The sequence below is a fragment of the Fusobacteriaceae bacterium genome (assembly GCA_031272775.1).
In the GTDB taxonomy this organism is placed as follows: Bacteria; Fusobacteriota; Fusobacteriia; order Fusobacteriales; family Fusobacteriaceae; genus JAISST01.
Window position 1 is genome coordinate 17,511 of record JAISTB010000009.1, and the last position, 17,146, is coordinate 34,656.

The following is a 17,146-nucleotide window of genomic DNA, read 5'->3' on the forward strand; positions in this document are numbered from 1 at the left end:
TCATACATATGATTACAAACCCTTTGGATATCTGGAAAGACGAACATTTCTAAAGAGAAAATCATGCGAATACTGAATCTATACGCCGGAATCGGCGGGAATAGAAAACTATGGGGAGATGAACATGAAATCACGGCGGTCGAAATCGACAGTCAGCTCGCCGATGTTTATCGGGAACTTTATCCTCGGGATAATCTGCAAGTTTTTGATGCGGAGACGTATTTTCTGACCTATTACCATAATTTCGATTTGATCTGGATATCGCCCCCGTGTCAGTCACATTCAATGCTGAATTATGTCTGTGCCTCGAAAAGGCTCCCGGATATGCGCCTGTATGGATTCATCTTCTTTTGCAGGCACCACCTGAAAACAAACTGGGTAATAGAAAACGTCAAGCCATACTATAAACCGTTGATCCCGCCGTCGGTCATTCTGGGGAGGCATATGTTTTGGAGTAACTTCAAAATACCGGATTTCCCTTTTCAACATAGATTTTCGATGGAAAAGGGGTCGAAAAACAAAATGGCGAAACGATTCCAGATGGAATCGGCGCTGCCGCTACTGGGCCGGATGGAACCAATAAAGGCTCGACAAACTATGCGAAACATCTGCGATCCTGAAATCGGGAAATATATTCTTGACTGCTGCCTGGAGAACGGGCGGCGCGAACAGAAAAAACTATTTGAAAGCGGATGAAAAAACGAAGGACGTGAAAAGCCAGATAGACAAGGCGAATAGAGAGAACATTGAAAAATATAGAGAAACTCTGAATTTTTTAAAAGAAGAAGAGAAAAGATTTCAGGACAACTTGAATTTGATAGATAGTCACCCCATGCGATTAGCTGTATTTATAAATACAGAACAAGGCGAAAAAAAGATTGATGATATTTATGATACCGAGGAAGTCGAAACCTTCCTGAAAAACATTATCAAAGACGTGGCTAAACAGAGCCAACACTGGAGAACGTCAACGATCCGCCGCCTGAGGCGACGAATTGAAGAATATGAAAAGGAGAATATATGCGTAGCCCCATGATTTATTTTGGGAACAAAGAAAAAGCGGCTCCGCTCATCTGGGCGCTGCTGGGGGATGTACAAAATTATATAGAGCCTTTTTGCGGATCGGCTTCGGTGGTCCTCAATCGGCCGCCGGTGGTTGGGCATCGGTCGGAACTCATCAACGACTTTTCGGCGCTGGTCGTAAACGCGCATCGCGCCATTCGGGAAAATATTGCCGCCGGATGGGTGGAATACACGAGCGTCGCCAACGGATCAGGATATAGTCACATTGCTCATGACAGCCGTGAGGCCCTGTATGCGAATCCGGCTTGTCTGAAGAAACAAGAAGCGAAACAGATGACCTTGTGTCTTGAAAGATAACGCTAAAAGGCTGAAACTAAGCCAAAACGAGTTAAAAAATAAAATTTACACAAATCCGAACCGGCAAAAGCCGGATTTTTTATTTATAGGAGAATGATGGAAATCGAAGTCGGCGGCAGTCGAATGATCCCGCAGCGCACCATAAATCTCGTGCGCGGGTGTTTGGAATTGCTGGAAACGGAAGAAAAAACCGGCGTCCTGGAATGGGCGCAGGCGAACATGTACCTGCCGTCTATATCCAGCGAATCAGGAAAAATGGACGTCTATCGGACGCCGTACATGGCCGAGATCTATGCGCGTTTGGAAGAACGCGCCGTTCGCCAAATGTCTCTTATGTTCGGCGCGCAAATGGCCAAAACGACATTTCTCATCGCTTCAATCTTTCGAAACATCTGCGTGGATCCATGCCCGATGATCTTTGCCATGCCGACGGAAAAGATGGCTGTCAAATTTTCAAAAGAAAAGCTCCAGCCGACCATCGACGTCAACGAGGTCCGGAAAAGGATCTTGTCATCGGATGATACGATCCTGCACAAGGGATTCAAGGGTGGATTTTTGTCCCTGATCGGCACAAAGATCGCCTCAAATCTGGCCATGTCATCGTGCAAATATGCTTATGTGGACGAAATCGACCGAATCGAACGGTCTGCAGGCATAGAGGGAGATCCTTTCGCGCTGCTGTTGAAACGACTCATGACCTATGAAGGCGAATCAAAGGTCATAGCGACCGGCACTCCTACGGAAAAAGGAAAATCCAACATTGAAAAACAATATTTGCTGTCCTCACAGGCTATCTGGGTGCTCCCGTGCCCCCACTGCGGGGAATATCAAGCACTGGAATGGCCGCAAGTCAAATGGGAAGGCAAGACGGCCGACACGGTCGGCGATATCAGATATGAGTGCAAAGCCTGCGGGGCGTTGGCTCCGGAATCGGCATGGAAAAAAAATAATCAGGCTGCCGGGCGATGGCTGCACAAGATCCCGGAACGGGCGGAACATCTGGGATATTATATCAATCAGTTGGCCAGCTCTATCCGGACATGGGACTCCATTGTCAAAGAATGGCTGAAAATCCAAAACTCCGAAGAACTGGACAAGAAAGAAAATCTCAAAGTATTCATCAACACCGTCATCGCCGAGCTCTGGGAAGATGTCATCATGAAAAACGATTACAACGACGTATACAAGCGCCGAGAAAAATACGAGGCGGAACTCCCCGACGAGGTGTGCCTGCTCACCATGGGCGTCGATGTCCAAAAGGACTGGATGGAATATGAAGTCATCGGCTGGGGACCGACAGGAATCTGGGGTATCGAACACCGGAAGCTGTACGGGAACCTCGAAGAAAAAACCATATGGGAACAACTGGACCTTTTCCGCCGGAAAGAATACAAATTCCGGAACGGGGAAGGCCTTTTCATTTACGGGACGGCCATCGACACCGGCTACAGCTCGCAACGGGTATATGACTACGCAGCGGCGCGGAAAAATGAGCGGGTATATGCGACAAAGGGATCCAACGACATTCATGCGCCGGTTATGGCCGGGGCGACGGACCTCAAAGACAAGAGCTGCAAACTGTACACCATCGGCGTCGGAACATTAAAAGATACGCTATACAGCATGATAGACATCCCGGAAGGGTCCGAGGGATACCTGCATTTTCCGAAAAACAACGGCCGCGGATATGACGAAGCCTACTGCAAAGGACTCATGTCCGAGCACAAGGTCGACGATGGCGGGAAAGTAAAATGGGAACAGCATTATAAACGAAACGAACCACTGGACTGCCGAAACTATGGGACTGTACCGCTGTATATCAACGGCATAAACGTCAAGAAAATCGCGGAACTGACCAGGGCACAACAAAAAGAGCTGTCTCAATATGGATATATCGGATATGACGCGCCGCAGCGGTCGGCGATCATCGACAACGGAATCGCTGAATAACGGAGGGAATCATGATAGACATCCGGGAATACGAAGAGCGGATCGGGGAACTGGAAATCGCGCTGGAAGAAATCGCAGCATTCGGAAGCGCCTATATTCGAGGCGAAAAGAAAGAAGCCGCAGACGTTCCAGCGCTACAGGGACTGCTTGACACTTATCGCACGCAACTGGACGCGGCCATCCGTCAGCCGGTCACATTGGATCGTTGCCGACGGATGATCTATCTGTGCCATGAGGCCATGGAAACGGTCCTCGCGGGGAAAGAATACGAAATGGAAGGAATGAAGCTGACAAGGGCGTCATTACCGGATATCAAGGCGCTCCTCAATTACTGGGAAACGGAAAAAACGCGGCTTGAAACCGGCGAACGTAAAGGCGTTATGGTATATCGCGGCGTCAATTTTGACGATTAAGGAGGACAAATGGGGATTGTAAATCAGATATTTTCAGGATGGGCGGCGACGCGTATCCGGGCTGAAACGAAACGGATCAATGCCGAAACGGAGAAGCGCCGGGCGGAAATTATGCAAGAAGTGATCCAGAGATTCGAAAACTACACGCACGAAGGGGCCAGCCAAAGGAAAAACGCATTTGCCGGTGTAGACGATAACATCTACTCCCATGATGAAGACATTACCGAAAATATTCCGACATTGATCGCACGGTCGCGCCGGAACTTTTACGGGAACAGTATCGCCCGCGGCGCGATCACGAAGCTCACAAACAGCGTCGTCCATACGGGACTCAGGCCGAAACCGTGTCCTAATAACAGGATCCTGAAACTATCCGAAAAAGAGCTGGAACAGCTTCAGAACGAAATCCAGACAAGCTGGAACCTGTGGGCAGGATCTCCCGAATGCGACGTGACACGGCAAAGTAATTTCTATCAAATCCAAGCGCTGGCCTTTCAAACCATGCTCATCGACGGGACCTGTTTCATCAAAATCAAGTATAAAAAACGGAAAAAAGAATTTTTCGAGATGAAACTGAAATTTCTGGACGCGGGGCGACTATTGTCACCGAAAGGAGACACGCCGGACGGTCGGATAAAAAACGGCGTCGAGTACAACGAAGACGGCGAACCGGTCGCATACTATTTCCGGAAAACGGATCTGTCATACGAAACGGAGCGAATTTCGACCTATACAACAGACGGAGATCGGCAGCTAATCGTCCTCATGACCAAAGAACGGCCCAATCAGAGAATGGGTGTGCCGCTTCTTGCACCGGTTCTGGAAATCCTGACGCAGCTCACGAAATATACCAACGCCGAACTCATGGCGACGGTCATCGCGTCCATGTTCACGGTGTTCATCACGACTGACAAAGACGCCGAATCCCCGCTCAACCTCGGGGGCGTTCCAAAAATGCCAAAGAAAGGACCTCATCACGGTGACCCGGAAGTCAACATGAAAATCGGGTCCGGATCAATCGTGCGGCTGGAACCAGGTCAGAACATCAACCTGGCCGATCCGAAACGACCGAGTCAGAATTTCGAAGCGTTTTTCACGGCGCTCTGCAAGATGATCGGATCCGCGCTGGGGATCCCGCATGAAATCCTGATGGCAAAATTTGACGCAAGCTACAGCGCCAGCCGGGGCGCGGTCCTCGAATTCTGGAAATACATCCTCGCCTGTCGCGCCAACCTGATCGACAATCTGTGTGTGCCGGTCTATCAAATGCACCTCGACGAAGCCGCTGCAAAAGGGTTTATTGATATAAAATGCGACTACACGAACCCGATCAACCGCAGCGCGTACAGCGAGGCGGAATTCTACGGGACGGCCATGTCGCAGCTGGACCCAAAAAAGGAAGTGGAAGCGGCGCTCCTCAGAATCAATAGCGGGCTATCAACACGCGCGCGGGAAGCCAGGGCGCTCAACGGCTCAGACATCGAGGAAAACTTCCGGCAGCTGGAAAAAGAAGAAAAGCAAATCAGAAAAATGCGGGAGGTGAAAAAACAGAATGGGAACATTACGAACACAGATGAAGGGGGAGACGCTTGAAATAATCATTTACGGCAGCATTGGCGAAAGCTGGTGGGGAGAAAACATCACGGCCGAATCGTTTCTTAAAGAAATTGAGAAAAACGAAAAGGCGAAGAATATCCTTGTCAGATTGAACAGTCCGGGCGGAAATGTCTTTGACGGAATAGCGATTTATAATCAACTGCGACGGCTCAAAGGGCACAAGACTGTAAAAATCGAGGGAATTTGCGCGTCTATCGCGACGGTTATCGCCATGGCCGGAGACGAAATCATCATGGACGAGGTCTCTGACTTCATGATCCACGACCCGACAGCAATGGCGTCGGGCACCGAAGAAGACATGCAGAAAACCGCCAACGTCCTCGCGCTTATCAAGGACAACATCGTCACAGCGTATATGACCAAGGTCAAAGACACGATCACAAAAGAAGATGTGGCGATCCTCATGACAAACGAAACATGGATGACGCCCCCCGTGGCGCTTGAAAAAGGATTCATTACAAACATCGAAAAATCCGCGCCGACTCCGCCGGAAATCAAGGCCGAGGTCTTTCCAGGGTTTTTCAATTATTTCAAAGCGCCGAAACAATTCAAAAATATCGCCGAATCATCAACCATAGAATCGCATGAAGCCCCAAAAACCAAACACAAGGAGGAAAAGAAGGCTATGAACAAAGAAGAACTTAAAAATCAATTCCCTGATGTATACGCCGAAATCGTCAACGAAGGCGCAACCGGGGAGCGGAACCGGATGGCCGCGTTGGATAAACTGGCCGGAAAAACACAGAACGCCGAGGCGCTGGCCATCATCGCGTCGGCAAAATATGACAAAATCCAAAACGCTGAATCTATTGCCATGGAGATTTTGGATAAAGTGACGTCCGCGCCTGCCGCGTTTGACAAGCCCAAAGATCAAGCGATGGGAATCGCCGAAAAATTCGAAGAAAAGAAAAACGCGTACAACAAAGAAGACGTGGACAACAGCAAGGAAGACACCAACAAGAAGCAACAGGCCGATGACATCCTGAAAGATGTGGTCAATTTTGCCAACATGTAAAAACATCGCATAAAAATAAAGGAGGAATCAAATGAGCGTAGTACATACACCGGACAATCTCATCGCGGGGCTTATTATCCCGCAGTATAAAGTCAGAATTCCCGTGGCTAACGGGACATATTCCCGAGGTGACGCGCTTCAAAAAACCGGCGGGATCGTGGGGGCGCTTGCGACAGCGAGTAATTTTTATGCCGTGGCCGCCGAGGACAAGGTCGTGGACGCGCAAAACACCAAACTGCTCGTTTATTTGAGCGGACAGTTTACGACGTCGGAAGTAAATTTCGGATCTGTTGAGGCGGCGGATGTCGTCGATGTCGCGCGTGGATTTCAGATCTATTTCGAATAAAGGAGGAAAAAGATGCCTACAAGAACAGTTTTCAGCACAAAATCGCTTACCACGGCGATCGAACAAGTAAAATCCCCCGCGGCTTTCCTGTATACGACCGCCATCGGTCGCGAACAGACGCACACAACAGTCAAATTCGAAATCCACAACAAGGGGGCCAAACGGATCCGCACTGCCTTTGTGGGACGCCAGGATCCCGTCCGGAATATCCTGAAAGATTCTTTCCGGGTGGATGAATACGCGCCGCCTGCGATCAAGATCAAAGTTGTGAACATGGCCGAGGCCATGTTTGAGCAGAAATTCGGAACAACGCCTTACGACGACCAGACAACGGCGGCCAAGAAAGAATTGGCGGATGAACTGATATTTCTTAAAGAGGTGGCCTTCCGGACAAAGCTCTGGGCGCTGTCTCAACTGCTGACCACCGGGATCTATCCCATGGCCGACGGCGAAACGGGAATCACCTACGACAGCACGTGGGCGCAGGAAATCCTGACCGGGGGAAATTTGTGGTCATCGGCCGCCGCCGACATCATCGGCCAGATGGAACAAAAAAAGCTCGACATCCAGAAAGAAACCGGGATAGTTATCGACACGGTGATCGTTTCCCCGGACGTGGCCGCTCTGCTGAGACAGAATGACAGCATAAAAGAAACGCTGGCATCTTATCACAACGCGTCCATCGTCCTTGATCAGACCGCGCGCGGGACTGATGGCGGAGATCTGATCATGTATATCCCGAGCCTGAATCTCCAAGTATACAGCTATGCCGAATGGACACAACTGCCGGACGCGCAGCAGGATGACAATCTGCTCCCCGCCGGGACAGTCGTCTATTTGAAAAAAGGATCATTTACCTGCCATTACGGGGCGCTGGCGCTCAAACCCGACCGCAAAGCGGACGAATCTGTCCTGTTCCCCGTCAAGGAAGTCGTGCGGAAATGGACGACGGATAGTACCGAAGACAATGAACTCCAGCTGCATAGCGCGCCCCTTATCATTCCGGACGACGGCAAGGGATGGGCTTGCGTAAAAGTGACCGACTAAGGAGGAAATAAATGAAAATTATTTCGAGAAAATATGCAATCAGAACCGATGACAACGTCCTGCATGAAAAAGGCGCGCCCTTTGAAGTCAGCGACAAAATCGCAAAGGACCTGATCAAGCGCAACCTCGCCGAAAAAGTCAAAGACGTAAAAGAAGACGACGAAGACGAAGAAACCGACGACACGGGCAAAGAAGACGCCAGATCCGGCAGCGCGAGGGAAAATGGATCAGATATGGGAGACGCGGGCGGGGATAAGTCGGACGAAGAAGCGCCTCCGGCGGGCGAAGTAAAAAAAGATGAAAATCAGAATGCCACGCCGGTCATTCCCGGCGTGACCACGACAAGCGGAAAGGGACATAAGAAATGATGCCCGGTCGCCCCTCATCGGCCGCAAGGAATATGGCCGTAAAAGACGCAAAGATGAACTGGTTTCGTGAATTCGCAGTCCGGCACGTGATCAACAGGATCCGGATGACGGCGATCGTCAATAACATCACGTCAGACCGTAATTTTTCCGGCCATGACATCTACAAGAAAGACAAAAAGGATACGGGAATCACGAAAAACGGCAAACGCGTCTGGATCAAGGCCAATGATTATCCCAAGGGCGTACCGATAAAAGTCGGAGAAGAGATCGACGTCGACGGCGAAAAATTCGAAATTATCAGCCTGCACAAGATATTTGACGCCTTTCTCGTGATCGACATTGCCGGATTCACGGAATAGGGGGGCGACCATGTATATATCAGTCAAACTCCAGGACGATCAGGTCGCCAAACTAAAAAAGTTGGCAAGTCTGTCCAGAAAGTTGGCCGACGATGTCCTGAAAAGAAGCATCCGGCACGCGATACGGGTCGCCGGACAAATGGAACGGGAAACGATCGGGGACCTGTATACAGCTGAATCCGGCGTCATCAATCAAGGCATTACGGAAAAGGTCAGCGGGTCCGAAGGATCACTGCTTGCCGCCACAAAAAAAAGCGCGGTCGAAAAATTTGATATGAGTATGAAAAAGCCGGGACGGAGCACGTCCCGGCTTTCCGCTGTCATCAACAAAGCCAGCGGGCGGCATACGATGGCGACCATGTTCTGGGCCTTCTATAAAAATTCCGGCGGCCGAACGCCGGGGCTGTACAAACGCAATAGGAGCGCAAATCATCCACGTGACATCACGGCGTTCCGGACCATATCCGTTTACGGCATGACCCGGCCGCTGTCACAGGCGCAGCTGGACGAGATCGAAAAGATCTTTTTTGCGGAGCTTGAACGCAGACTCGCGGAGGTGTAAATGGCAAGGGTAAACGACAACGAATTTATGTTCATCGACGAAGAGGGGGAACTCCAAAGAGTCCCGCTGCCGGTATCGCTCCGGGCAAAGGCCATACAGGAAGCGGAAAACGCCATCATGGATGACATTGCAGAGTTGATGGCCGGATTAGTCGACATCGTCACAGAAAACGGGGTGGAAACTGAAATTCCCGTCGTTTTCAACTATTTGCACGGATGGCACTGGCAAATGTCCGGTCAGGAAAAGATCGCCGCGAAAGAGGCGGGATTTGACGTCACCGATGATTTTTACGAGAAAAAGGTCCCGTATATCTTGATCAGACCGCAAACGATCAAAAACAAGCCGGAAAAGACCGTGATGTTCCAAGTTATGATCGTTATCGACAAAGCAAACCCCGTCGGGTATTACCTGCTTATGGAAGCGGTCAACCTTATCCTGGATTATTATGACACGAATTTCGTGCATGATCTGTACTGGGTAGACGCCGAAAACATGAGCGGCCTGTGGAACAGCCACGCGACCATCGGCCCATACTGGGGCTATGACATCATGATCCCGGTCACCCTGCCGCAGCAGCCGATGGGAACAATCATGGCCAGGGATTTCAATCTGTAAACACAAGGAGGGAAAATGGCAAACAAAACCAGCTCAGTGACGCCGGATCCGGTCGTGGAGACCACGGCCGCAGCCAAAGACGTTGCGAAAGCGGAAACGAAGAAAAAAGAAACGCGATACATCTATATCGAAAAAAAGCAAGGACAATTTGCGGATATTCCGATCCAGCCTTTTTCGGTCATCAAAAAAGAGCATTATGATCTGATCATCGGGAAAGAGCCTGAAGCGGCCGCACATTTCCGAACGCTTGACGAATACACAAAAGAAAAGGGGGAGCTTTTCACTCCCCGGAAAATCGTATAAAAAGGAGATGATGAAATGCCTTTCACAGATATCAATCCGCATGGCAGCTATACGCAAGAGTATGAAAGCTCTATAAAAGGAATCGTTACGGTGCAGAATCCCGTATTCATCGTAGGTACGGCTCCCGTGAATATGGCGGCAGACCTGTCGGCGGTCAATAAACTGGTCGTCATCCAAAGCCTTTCGGACGTTGTGACCAACTTCGGGGCATCGAAACGGATCCCCGGATTTACCTTAACCGAGGCGCTCTTTGTGGGCCTGCAACTTTTTGGGGTAAAGCCTATTGTTTGCGTCAACGTCCTCAATCCTGAAGATCACAGCACGACGGGACAGACTCAGGATCTGGCCGTCGTAAACAAGAAAGTCACCGTGTCGCAGGTCGGCATCCTGACATCCACCGTGGTCGTCAAGAAATCAACGGATTCCTCGCTGGTGGCCGCGACGGATTATACACTGGAATTCGACGCAGACGGGCAGCTGATCGTGAAATTCACTGCAGCTACGTTCCCGCCTGCGGTAGACGTTGAGTACAGCTATCTCGACCCGTCGCTTGTCACCGAAGACGACATCATCGGAACCGTGGACCCGATCACGAACCACAAAACCGGCTTGCAGTGCGTGGACAATCTTTTCGACGAATGGTCCATGATCCCGTCTTATGGGATCGTTCCCGGGTTTTATTCCGACAACTTGCGTGCAATTCTTGATACAAAACTGTCGCTGATCAATAACAAGTGGCAGTCATACAATACTTTTTACGACATTCCCCACACGGTGAAATACGGGGAGGTCATTCAATTTAAAAAAGACCATAACTGGATCGATCCCGATCAATATCTTTTGTTTGGAGCGGCGAAATACAACGGGGAATACTGGAATCAGTCGGTCTTTGCGGCCTTTCTTGCCGCTTCGGTCAACATCCAAAACGGCGGATGGCCGCACCAGTCGCCATCAAACAACAATATCAAGGCCACGGGAATCGCCTACTATGACGCCGCGCAGCAGAAATATGTCGATCTGGCGCTGTCGGAAGAGGAAGCGAATCTCCTGAACGCCAACGGCATCGCGACGATCATCAAGCGACCAAACGGCACCGTACTCTGGGGAAACCGGACGTCAGTATATCAGCCGGGCGGAAACACGGACCCGAAAGACACGCTCTTGTGCTACAAGTCCGTTATGAAACAGTGCGCCAACGACTGGATCCTCAACACGTCCAACGACGTGGACAAGCCGATGACCCCGGCCAAAGCGAAAAGCATCCAGGCAAATTATCAGAATTATCTGGACGACAAATACGCGCAGGGCAAGCTGTTGGGCGGCCGAATCGAATTCCTGCTGGAAGAAAATTCCGCACAGCGGATGATCGACGGAAAATTCAGGTGGCACTCCTACATCGGAGCGGTGCCTCCCGGAGAAGCGCTTGAAAACGGCTTCGAACTTGACGCCGGATATCTGGAATCTTTCTGGGAATAAGGGGGTGACATTATAAATGAGTTTTAAACCGGGAATGATCGCGGACACCATCGTAAAAAAAGACGGCACAAATCAGCTTGTTGGGCTCGCAAATGTCAGCTTGCCGGACGTCGAACGGGCGGCCGAAGAAATCAAGGGGCTGGGAATCGCGGCCTATGAAGAAGTTTTACCCATTATCAATTCGGCTATGACAACGACGCTGTCATGGATCGAAATGAACCCCGGCATGTATCTTGCCGGAGCGCTGAATACGGCGCTCATTATCAGTGCTGCCATCGCGGGGACGGAATCCAGCACCCACATCAACGCCTACAAGAAACTCGTGGCCACCGTCAAAGGTAAATTCAAAAAGAAAGCCGGAGGCGAACTCGGCGCAGCGTCCAAAAACAATCGCGACGACGAAATCGCTACAACATACTATAAATTGGAAATCGACGGCCAGGTGATCCACGAGATCGACACGCTGAACGGCATCTGCATTTGCAACGGCGAAGACCTGTATGCAGAACTGGCCAAAAACCTGCAATAAACATCACGCGACGCGCTCAATATCGGGCGCGTCGCGAATACTTGAAAGGAGAAAAACATGGAAGACATTTTCAACCCGGATTTCGAAGAAGCGAAAGAAGAAATCCAGAGGAACAAGTCTGCGGCAAGCGGCGCAAGTATCAGCGACGAGATTGACGGAGAAGCAAAGGAAGACAAGACGGAAATTGTTCTAAAAAACGGGGATGTCCTGAAATTTGACTTTTCCAAAATCAATACTAAAAAGATCACGCTGATCAAGGATCGCTACAACCGGGATCGCGGCAAAAATGCGCGATTGATTCCGGAAGTAGACGAAGTATATATGGCCATGGTGGCCGAGTACGCCACCGGCACAAAATACGAGGACATCCTGAAGCTGCACCCCAAGGACATGAAAAAAATCTCGGACGTGATTTCTGATTTTTTATCATAAAATGGGGGTCGGATTTCCCGGAAAACATCAAAAAGCTGGTGGATATTCTGGCGATGAACCTCAATGATCCATGGGGCGTGAACATGAACATATCATACGAAACTTTGATGAACAGCACCATCGGGCGACTGGAAGAACTGACCGAAATCTATGAACAGCGGGTCGAAGAACTGAACAAGCGATATTCCAAATAGGAGGAGATATGCCAGGACAAAAGCAGATGGACGTTGTGATGTCTATCATGGGTCGGGTCGATAAGCTGCTGCCGAAAGGGATACAGGATATTGCCGCCAAGGTCGGGGCGTTGGAGAGGGAACTGGCGAAGAAAAATTCAGAATTTGATAGAGCAGCAAAAAAAGAAGTTTCGGCTGTAAATCGCCTTAAATCTCTTAATGACGCCTATTTTAAAAACAAAAATGAAATTCAGAGATTGATCGACGTCAAGAAAAGCGTCGGCGCATTATCAACGGAAGAAGAGGCAAAATTGAGGGCGCTTGTGAAAGAAAATAAAAAATACGACACACAAATCACAAAAGTCAGTAAGTCAATAAAAGAATATCAAAATAATACGCATGGTCTTGCCGATGAACAGAACAAGCTGCAAAAGGAACTACATGAAACGGCAAAAGCCGCAAAAAGAATGGAAGCGCAAAACGCTATCAAAGAGCGGACAAAGAATGCACTGAAGGGCGGACAAAATGCTATTTTATCGGGAGCAGCTTATTTAGGCAGAAAAGCCCTAATGGCTGGCGCGCTGGCCGGAGCTGCCGGGGTTTATACAGCGAAACAGGGGACCACAGAATATTTGACTTTTCAGCAACAAATGAAAAAAGTTCAAGCTGTTTCTTTAGCCACTGAAAAAGATTATATCAGACTTGAAGAGGCGGCATTGAAAGCTGGGGCCAGTACACAATTCACATCGACTCAGGCGGCTCAAGCTCTTGAAGAATTGTCAAGGGCAGGCAAATCCGTAGACGACCAAATCGAACTACTTCCAAAATTATTGGATCTCGCCACGGCAAGCGGAGCCGATATGCAGCAATCCACCAAGATACTGCTCGGAACGATGGCCGCATTCCAAGTGCCGGTTAAAGATGCCGAAAAAGCCATGGACAAACTTGTCTATGTATCGGCCACGCGAAAAGTAGACATTGAAGGACTCGGAGAGGCCATCAAATACGTGGGCACCAAGGCGAACCTCATGGGAATCAGTCTTGACGAAACGGTCGCCGTCATCGGCATGCTCGGAGAGACAAACCTCGAAGGCGGACAAGCAGGTCGCAACTTAGCTGCCGGACTTGTCGACGCCTCACAAAAAGCCAAAAAATTTGGAATCAACATCAAAGACCAAAAGGGCAATTTCATAGGTTTTGTCAAACTTTTGGAGCAAGTTGAAAAGAAAACGGCAAAGATGGGCAAAGTTGATCAAGCCAATTTCCTTTACAATATTTTTGGAGCGCAGGGATCCAAAACAGTTGGCGCGATGATGGTTTCGGAATATGGGGGATTCAAAGGAAGTCAAGCAATAAAGGCATATGAAGCGACAATGGCTGACCATGCACAAGGGGCGACACAAAAAACAGCAAACATCATGCGCGAAGGAGCTGCCGGAGCAATAACAGCCCTTAAATCAGCGTGGAATAACTTCCAAATAATCGTCGGGAAAATGATTTTTTCTGATGCGGTTGTGGATAAGGTCAAAGCGCTAAGCAATTATATCGGAAAATTGGTTCTTGTATTAAATGGAAATTGGGAAGATGCGGTGAATGATAAAGTCGTCGGGTTTTGGTATAAAATCAGAATCAAAATCATCAATTTTATTAAAGATCTGAAAAAAATATTTGCCCCTGCAGCCGAAACAATCAGAAGCTGGTTTCCCAAAGAAACCCCCGGATTAGGATTTTTTAAACTAATTGGCGATGGAGTTTTAAAACTTGCCAATGCCTTTGCATTCGCCATTCGGACTATAGACCCGATTATAAAAATTATCCAAAAAATAGGCCCGGATACTGTCGCCGTCGGATTATCTGTCGTCATGGCGGGAGCAAAAGTTGTTTCGACAATATCGAACATAAAAGAGGCAATTATCAAAGCGGGAGGCGTTTTCAAAGCAATCGGGGCAGCATCAAACGTGTTCAATCCCTGGGTAATCCTTATCACCGTAATCGCCACGGCCGCATATTTTATCTGGAAAAACTGGGAGCCGATAAAAGCCTGGTTTATTGCATTTTGGGAAAAAATCAAAGCAATCGCAAATTCTGTCAAGGAACGCATAGTTACTATTTGTGACAAGATAAAACTATTTGCTGCCTCAATAATAGAAGCCGTATCAAATGTCCAAGAATTCTGGCAAAAGTGGAAAGACGAATATCCGTTTCTGCAACACGTTGAAAACGGCATCCGCTTGATCGGCGCTCCGATCTTTGCTCTGATAGACGCCGCCAAAGAATTCTGGACCCACTGGAAAGAAGGCGACGGCATCGTCGGCAGCCTTCTGGCCGCCTTCGGGACATTCTTTGACAGCCTATGGAATACATTCAAAACATGGGTGGGCGACATTCTCAACGAAATCGCAAAGATTCCCGCAAAAGCAATAGAATCCGCCAAAAATTTTTTTGTCGGCAAAGCGGGCAAAGACCCCGTCGTGGATCCGAACCTAACCTTTGCCGGTACGATCTATGGAACCCACGCCAAAGGCCTTGCAAACGTCCCGTTTGATAACTATCTTTCCTACCTGCACGCGGGCGAAAGAGTCCTCACGGCCGCAGAAAACAGATCATTTACAAGCCTGTTCGGCTCCCAAATCGGCGCGATCAACAAAAGAGGCGGAATCCTTGACCGCGTGTCGACCACAGCCTCAAACTATAACACAAGCAACACCTATAAAAACGGCGACAACAGCGAATCTTTTTCTTTTTCCATCGGCAACATCACCATCGGCGGCAACGCCGACGCGGGAATCGCCTCGCAGATCGGGGAAGAGATCGCCAAGCGCGTCCGGATAGAACTGAAAAAGAGGGATGATGCCAAACATGACAGGGAAAGAAGAAAGCTATAACACATACGAAACAGAACAGGGCGACACCTGGGACCTGATCGCCTTCAAAGTCTATGGTCAGGAACGCCGGATGGTTGACCTCATAGACGCAAACATCGAATTCTCCAACGTCGTCTTTTTTACAGACGGCATCCTGCTGATCGTTCCGGCCATCCCGCCTGAAGAAAAGGAAGGAGTCGCGCCATGGGCATCATGAGACGCGCAAACGCACAGATACTACTGGATGGCGCGGATATTACCGCGCCGCTTGCGCCCTATCTACAACAGGTTACGGTCACGGATCACCTCGAGGGGGAACTGGACGATCTGCAAATCACGCTGGTCAACACTGAAAACAAATTTCTATCCGCCGGATGGGGTTTCAAGAAGAAACAGCAACTCAGCCTTTTGATCCTCTCCCACTACTGGGAAAACGAATTCGAAGCGACACAGATCGCGAAAGCCGGAATCTTTTTTCTTGATGAAAAAAGCTACAACAAGGAGACCGCCACCATAAAAGCCATATCAGCCCCCCTGAAGGCGAAAAACGTCGAGCGGAGCAAGACATGGGAAAAGATAAGCCTGGAGGATCTCGGGCAGGAATTTGCCACCAAGTACGATCTGGAGTACCAATATTTACCCGAGAAGGAAATCCAGCTGAAAAACCTCATGCAGGAAAAGGAAACCGATTTCGCTTTCTTCTCCAAAATCGCGGACGAACAGGGCGTCAAGGTAAAATTGACCTATAACAAGCTCGTCCTTTTTTCCGAAGAAGATTTTGCCGCCAAACTGCCGACTGCCATGGTCGACATGAACAACGTCATCGACTACCAGATCACCGACAAAAGCGACGACATCTATGACGCCATAGAAGTCACCTACAAGAGCACCAAAACGAACAAAAAGGAAACCGTCAAGCTGACGTGGGCGGAAATTACTGGAGGGACGGTCGAGGATGAACCGGAAAAAGTCCTGCGGGTCGAGGCGAAAAGCAAGGTAGACGACATGCGGGCATACGCGAAAAACGAGCTGGAACAGGCCAACAAGTGGGAAATAGAAATCGAGATCACAGAAGTCGGCCGCCGGACGATATACGCCGGATGTACGGTCATGCTGGTCAATAGTGGGGAATACGGCGGAAAATACCTCGTGACCACGGTCACCAACACGCTGCCCGGATGGCAGACGAAATACAAATGCTATAAGATCAAGGCGGAGGCAAAATGAAACAACTACGGGGCGGCCCCGGCACCATACAAGACTTTGACGCCGCGACATACACGGCGCGGGTAAAGCTCGAAGAAGACGAGGACATGATCACGGACTTTCTGCCGGTCCTATCGCCGGTCGTCTTCGGGAATCGCATCACAGGACCAATGAAACCGGGAACCCCGGTTTTTGTTATTTTTGCCGGTGATGGCAATGATCAGGCCGATCGGGGAATGATCGTCGGCGGGTATTTCACCACGGAAAACACGCCTGCGGCCGTCAAAGATCATTTCGTCTTTGATTTCGGCGGCAGCAAGCTGGACATCGACGAAGGCGGGACCATCACGCTGACCGCTTCGAACTTTGTCATAAGCGGAAACATGACGCAGAACGGCGTATATACCAACAACGGAACGGACGTCACGCACCACGATCACGGCGGAATTACCCCGGGCGGGGCAAAGACGGATCCGATGCAGTAAGGAGGG

General features: G+C 49.5%; 21 protein-coding genes. All 21 read left to right on the forward strand.

Annotated elements, in window-relative coordinates; all coding sequences use genetic code 11:
• The first annotated feature begins 63 nt into the window (after nucleotides 1-63).
• The 21 genes from LBQ97_02545 (at nucleotide 64) to LBQ97_02645 (ending at nucleotide 17,140) form a co-directional block, all read left to right on the forward strand.
• The gene (locus LBQ97_02545) at nucleotides 64-696 is read left to right on the forward strand and encodes a DNA cytosine methyltransferase (GenBank protein ID MDR1831597.1); all 633 of its coding nucleotides are present in this window, start codon (nucleotides 64-66) and stop codon (nucleotides 694-696) included.
• Entirely contained in the window at nucleotides 683-1,036 is a 354-nt protein-coding gene (locus LBQ97_02550) for a hypothetical protein (protein MDR1831598.1), read from the forward strand. The genes LBQ97_02545 and LBQ97_02550 overlap by 14 nt, the downstream gene beginning before the upstream one ends.
• Nucleotides 1,021-1,380, forward strand: a complete 360-nt coding sequence (locus tag LBQ97_02555; protein MDR1831599.1) for a DNA adenine methylase — start codon at nucleotides 1,021-1,023, stop codon at nucleotides 1,378-1,380. The genes LBQ97_02550 and LBQ97_02555 overlap by 16 nt, the downstream gene beginning before the upstream one ends.
• Before the next feature lie 96 nt (nucleotides 1,381-1,476).
• Complete coding sequence (locus LBQ97_02560; protein MDR1831600.1) at nucleotides 1,477-3,330, forward strand: phage terminase large subunit family protein; 1,854 nt, start codon at nucleotides 1,477-1,479, stop codon at nucleotides 3,328-3,330.
• Nucleotides 3,331-3,341: 11 nt separating this feature from the next.
• The gene (locus LBQ97_02565; protein ID MDR1831601.1) at nucleotides 3,342-3,743 is read left to right on the forward strand and encodes a DUF6148 family protein; all 402 of its coding nucleotides are present in this window, start codon (nucleotides 3,342-3,344) and stop codon (nucleotides 3,741-3,743) included.
• A gap of 9 nt (nucleotides 3,744-3,752) precedes the next feature.
• Nucleotides 3,753-5,336 (forward strand): phage portal protein, encoded by a 1,584-nt coding sequence (locus tag LBQ97_02570; protein MDR1831602.1) that lies wholly within the window; start codon nucleotides 3,753-3,755, stop codon nucleotides 5,334-5,336.
• Nucleotides 5,296-6,375 (forward strand): Clp protease ClpP, encoded by a 1,080-nt coding sequence (locus LBQ97_02575; GenBank protein ID MDR1831603.1) that lies wholly within the window; start codon nucleotides 5,296-5,298, stop codon nucleotides 6,373-6,375. The genes LBQ97_02570 and LBQ97_02575 overlap by 41 nt, the downstream gene beginning before the upstream one ends.
• 31 nt (nucleotides 6,376-6,406) lie before the next feature.
• Nucleotides 6,407-6,721 (forward strand): hypothetical protein, encoded by a 315-nt coding sequence (locus LBQ97_02580; protein MDR1831604.1) that lies wholly within the window; start codon nucleotides 6,407-6,409, stop codon nucleotides 6,719-6,721.
• Nucleotides 6,722-6,733: 12 nt separating this feature from the next.
• Nucleotides 6,734-7,768: a major capsid protein gene (locus LBQ97_02585; GenBank protein MDR1831605.1), complete on the forward strand. Its 1,035-nt coding sequence runs from the start codon at nucleotides 6,734-6,736 to the stop codon at nucleotides 7,766-7,768.
• A gap of 11 nt (nucleotides 7,769-7,779) precedes the next feature.
• Entirely contained in the window at nucleotides 7,780-8,136 is a 357-nt protein-coding gene (locus LBQ97_02590; protein ID MDR1831606.1) for a hypothetical protein, read from the forward strand.
• On the forward strand, nucleotides 8,133-8,495 hold the full coding sequence (locus LBQ97_02595) for a hypothetical protein (protein ID MDR1831607.1): 363 nt from the start codon (nucleotides 8,133-8,135) through the stop codon (nucleotides 8,493-8,495). The genes LBQ97_02590 and LBQ97_02595 overlap by 4 nt, the downstream gene beginning before the upstream one ends.
• Nucleotides 8,496-8,505: 10 nt before the next feature.
• A complete protein-coding gene (locus tag LBQ97_02600) occupies nucleotides 8,506-9,057 on the forward strand; it encodes a hypothetical protein (protein MDR1831608.1) in 552 nt (183 codons plus the stop codon).
• A complete protein-coding gene (locus LBQ97_02605; GenBank protein ID MDR1831609.1) occupies nucleotides 9,058-9,672 on the forward strand; it encodes a hypothetical protein in 615 nt (204 codons plus the stop codon). It abuts the gene before it with no gap.
• A gap of 15 nt (nucleotides 9,673-9,687) precedes the next feature.
• Nucleotides 9,688-9,975 carry a hypothetical protein gene (locus LBQ97_02610; GenBank protein MDR1831610.1) on the forward strand — a complete coding sequence of 96 codons (288 nt, stop codon included), beginning with the start codon at nucleotides 9,688-9,690 and terminating at the stop codon, nucleotides 9,973-9,975.
• 15 nt (nucleotides 9,976-9,990) lie between these two features.
• The gene (locus tag LBQ97_02615; protein MDR1831611.1) at nucleotides 9,991-11,451 is read left to right on the forward strand and encodes a phage tail protein; all 1,461 of its coding nucleotides are present in this window, start codon (nucleotides 9,991-9,993) and stop codon (nucleotides 11,449-11,451) included.
• 16 nt (nucleotides 11,452-11,467) lie between these two features.
• Nucleotides 11,468-11,980: a phage major tail tube protein gene (locus LBQ97_02620; GenBank protein MDR1831612.1), complete on the forward strand. Its 513-nt coding sequence runs from the start codon at nucleotides 11,468-11,470 to the stop codon at nucleotides 11,978-11,980.
• Between the two features lie 57 nt (nucleotides 11,981-12,037).
• A complete protein-coding gene (locus LBQ97_02625) occupies nucleotides 12,038-12,412 on the forward strand; it encodes a hypothetical protein (protein ID MDR1831613.1) in 375 nt (124 codons plus the stop codon).
• Nucleotides 12,413-12,614: 202 nt separating this feature from the next.
• Nucleotides 12,615-15,470, forward strand: a complete 2,856-nt coding sequence (locus tag LBQ97_02630; GenBank protein MDR1831614.1) for a phage tail tape measure protein — start codon at nucleotides 12,615-12,617, stop codon at nucleotides 15,468-15,470.
• A complete protein-coding gene (locus LBQ97_02635; GenBank protein MDR1831615.1) occupies nucleotides 15,445-15,666 on the forward strand; it encodes a tail protein X in 222 nt (73 codons plus the stop codon). The genes LBQ97_02630 and LBQ97_02635 overlap by 26 nt, the downstream gene beginning before the upstream one ends.
• Entirely contained in the window at nucleotides 15,654-16,676 is a 1,023-nt protein-coding gene (locus tag LBQ97_02640; protein ID MDR1831616.1) for a late control protein, read from the forward strand. The genes LBQ97_02635 and LBQ97_02640 overlap by 13 nt, the downstream gene beginning before the upstream one ends.
• Entirely contained in the window at nucleotides 16,673-17,140 is a 468-nt protein-coding gene (locus tag LBQ97_02645) for a phage baseplate protein (protein ID MDR1831617.1), read from the forward strand. The genes LBQ97_02640 and LBQ97_02645 overlap by 4 nt, the downstream gene beginning before the upstream one ends.
• The last annotated feature ends 6 nt before the right edge of the window (nucleotides 17,141-17,146 follow it).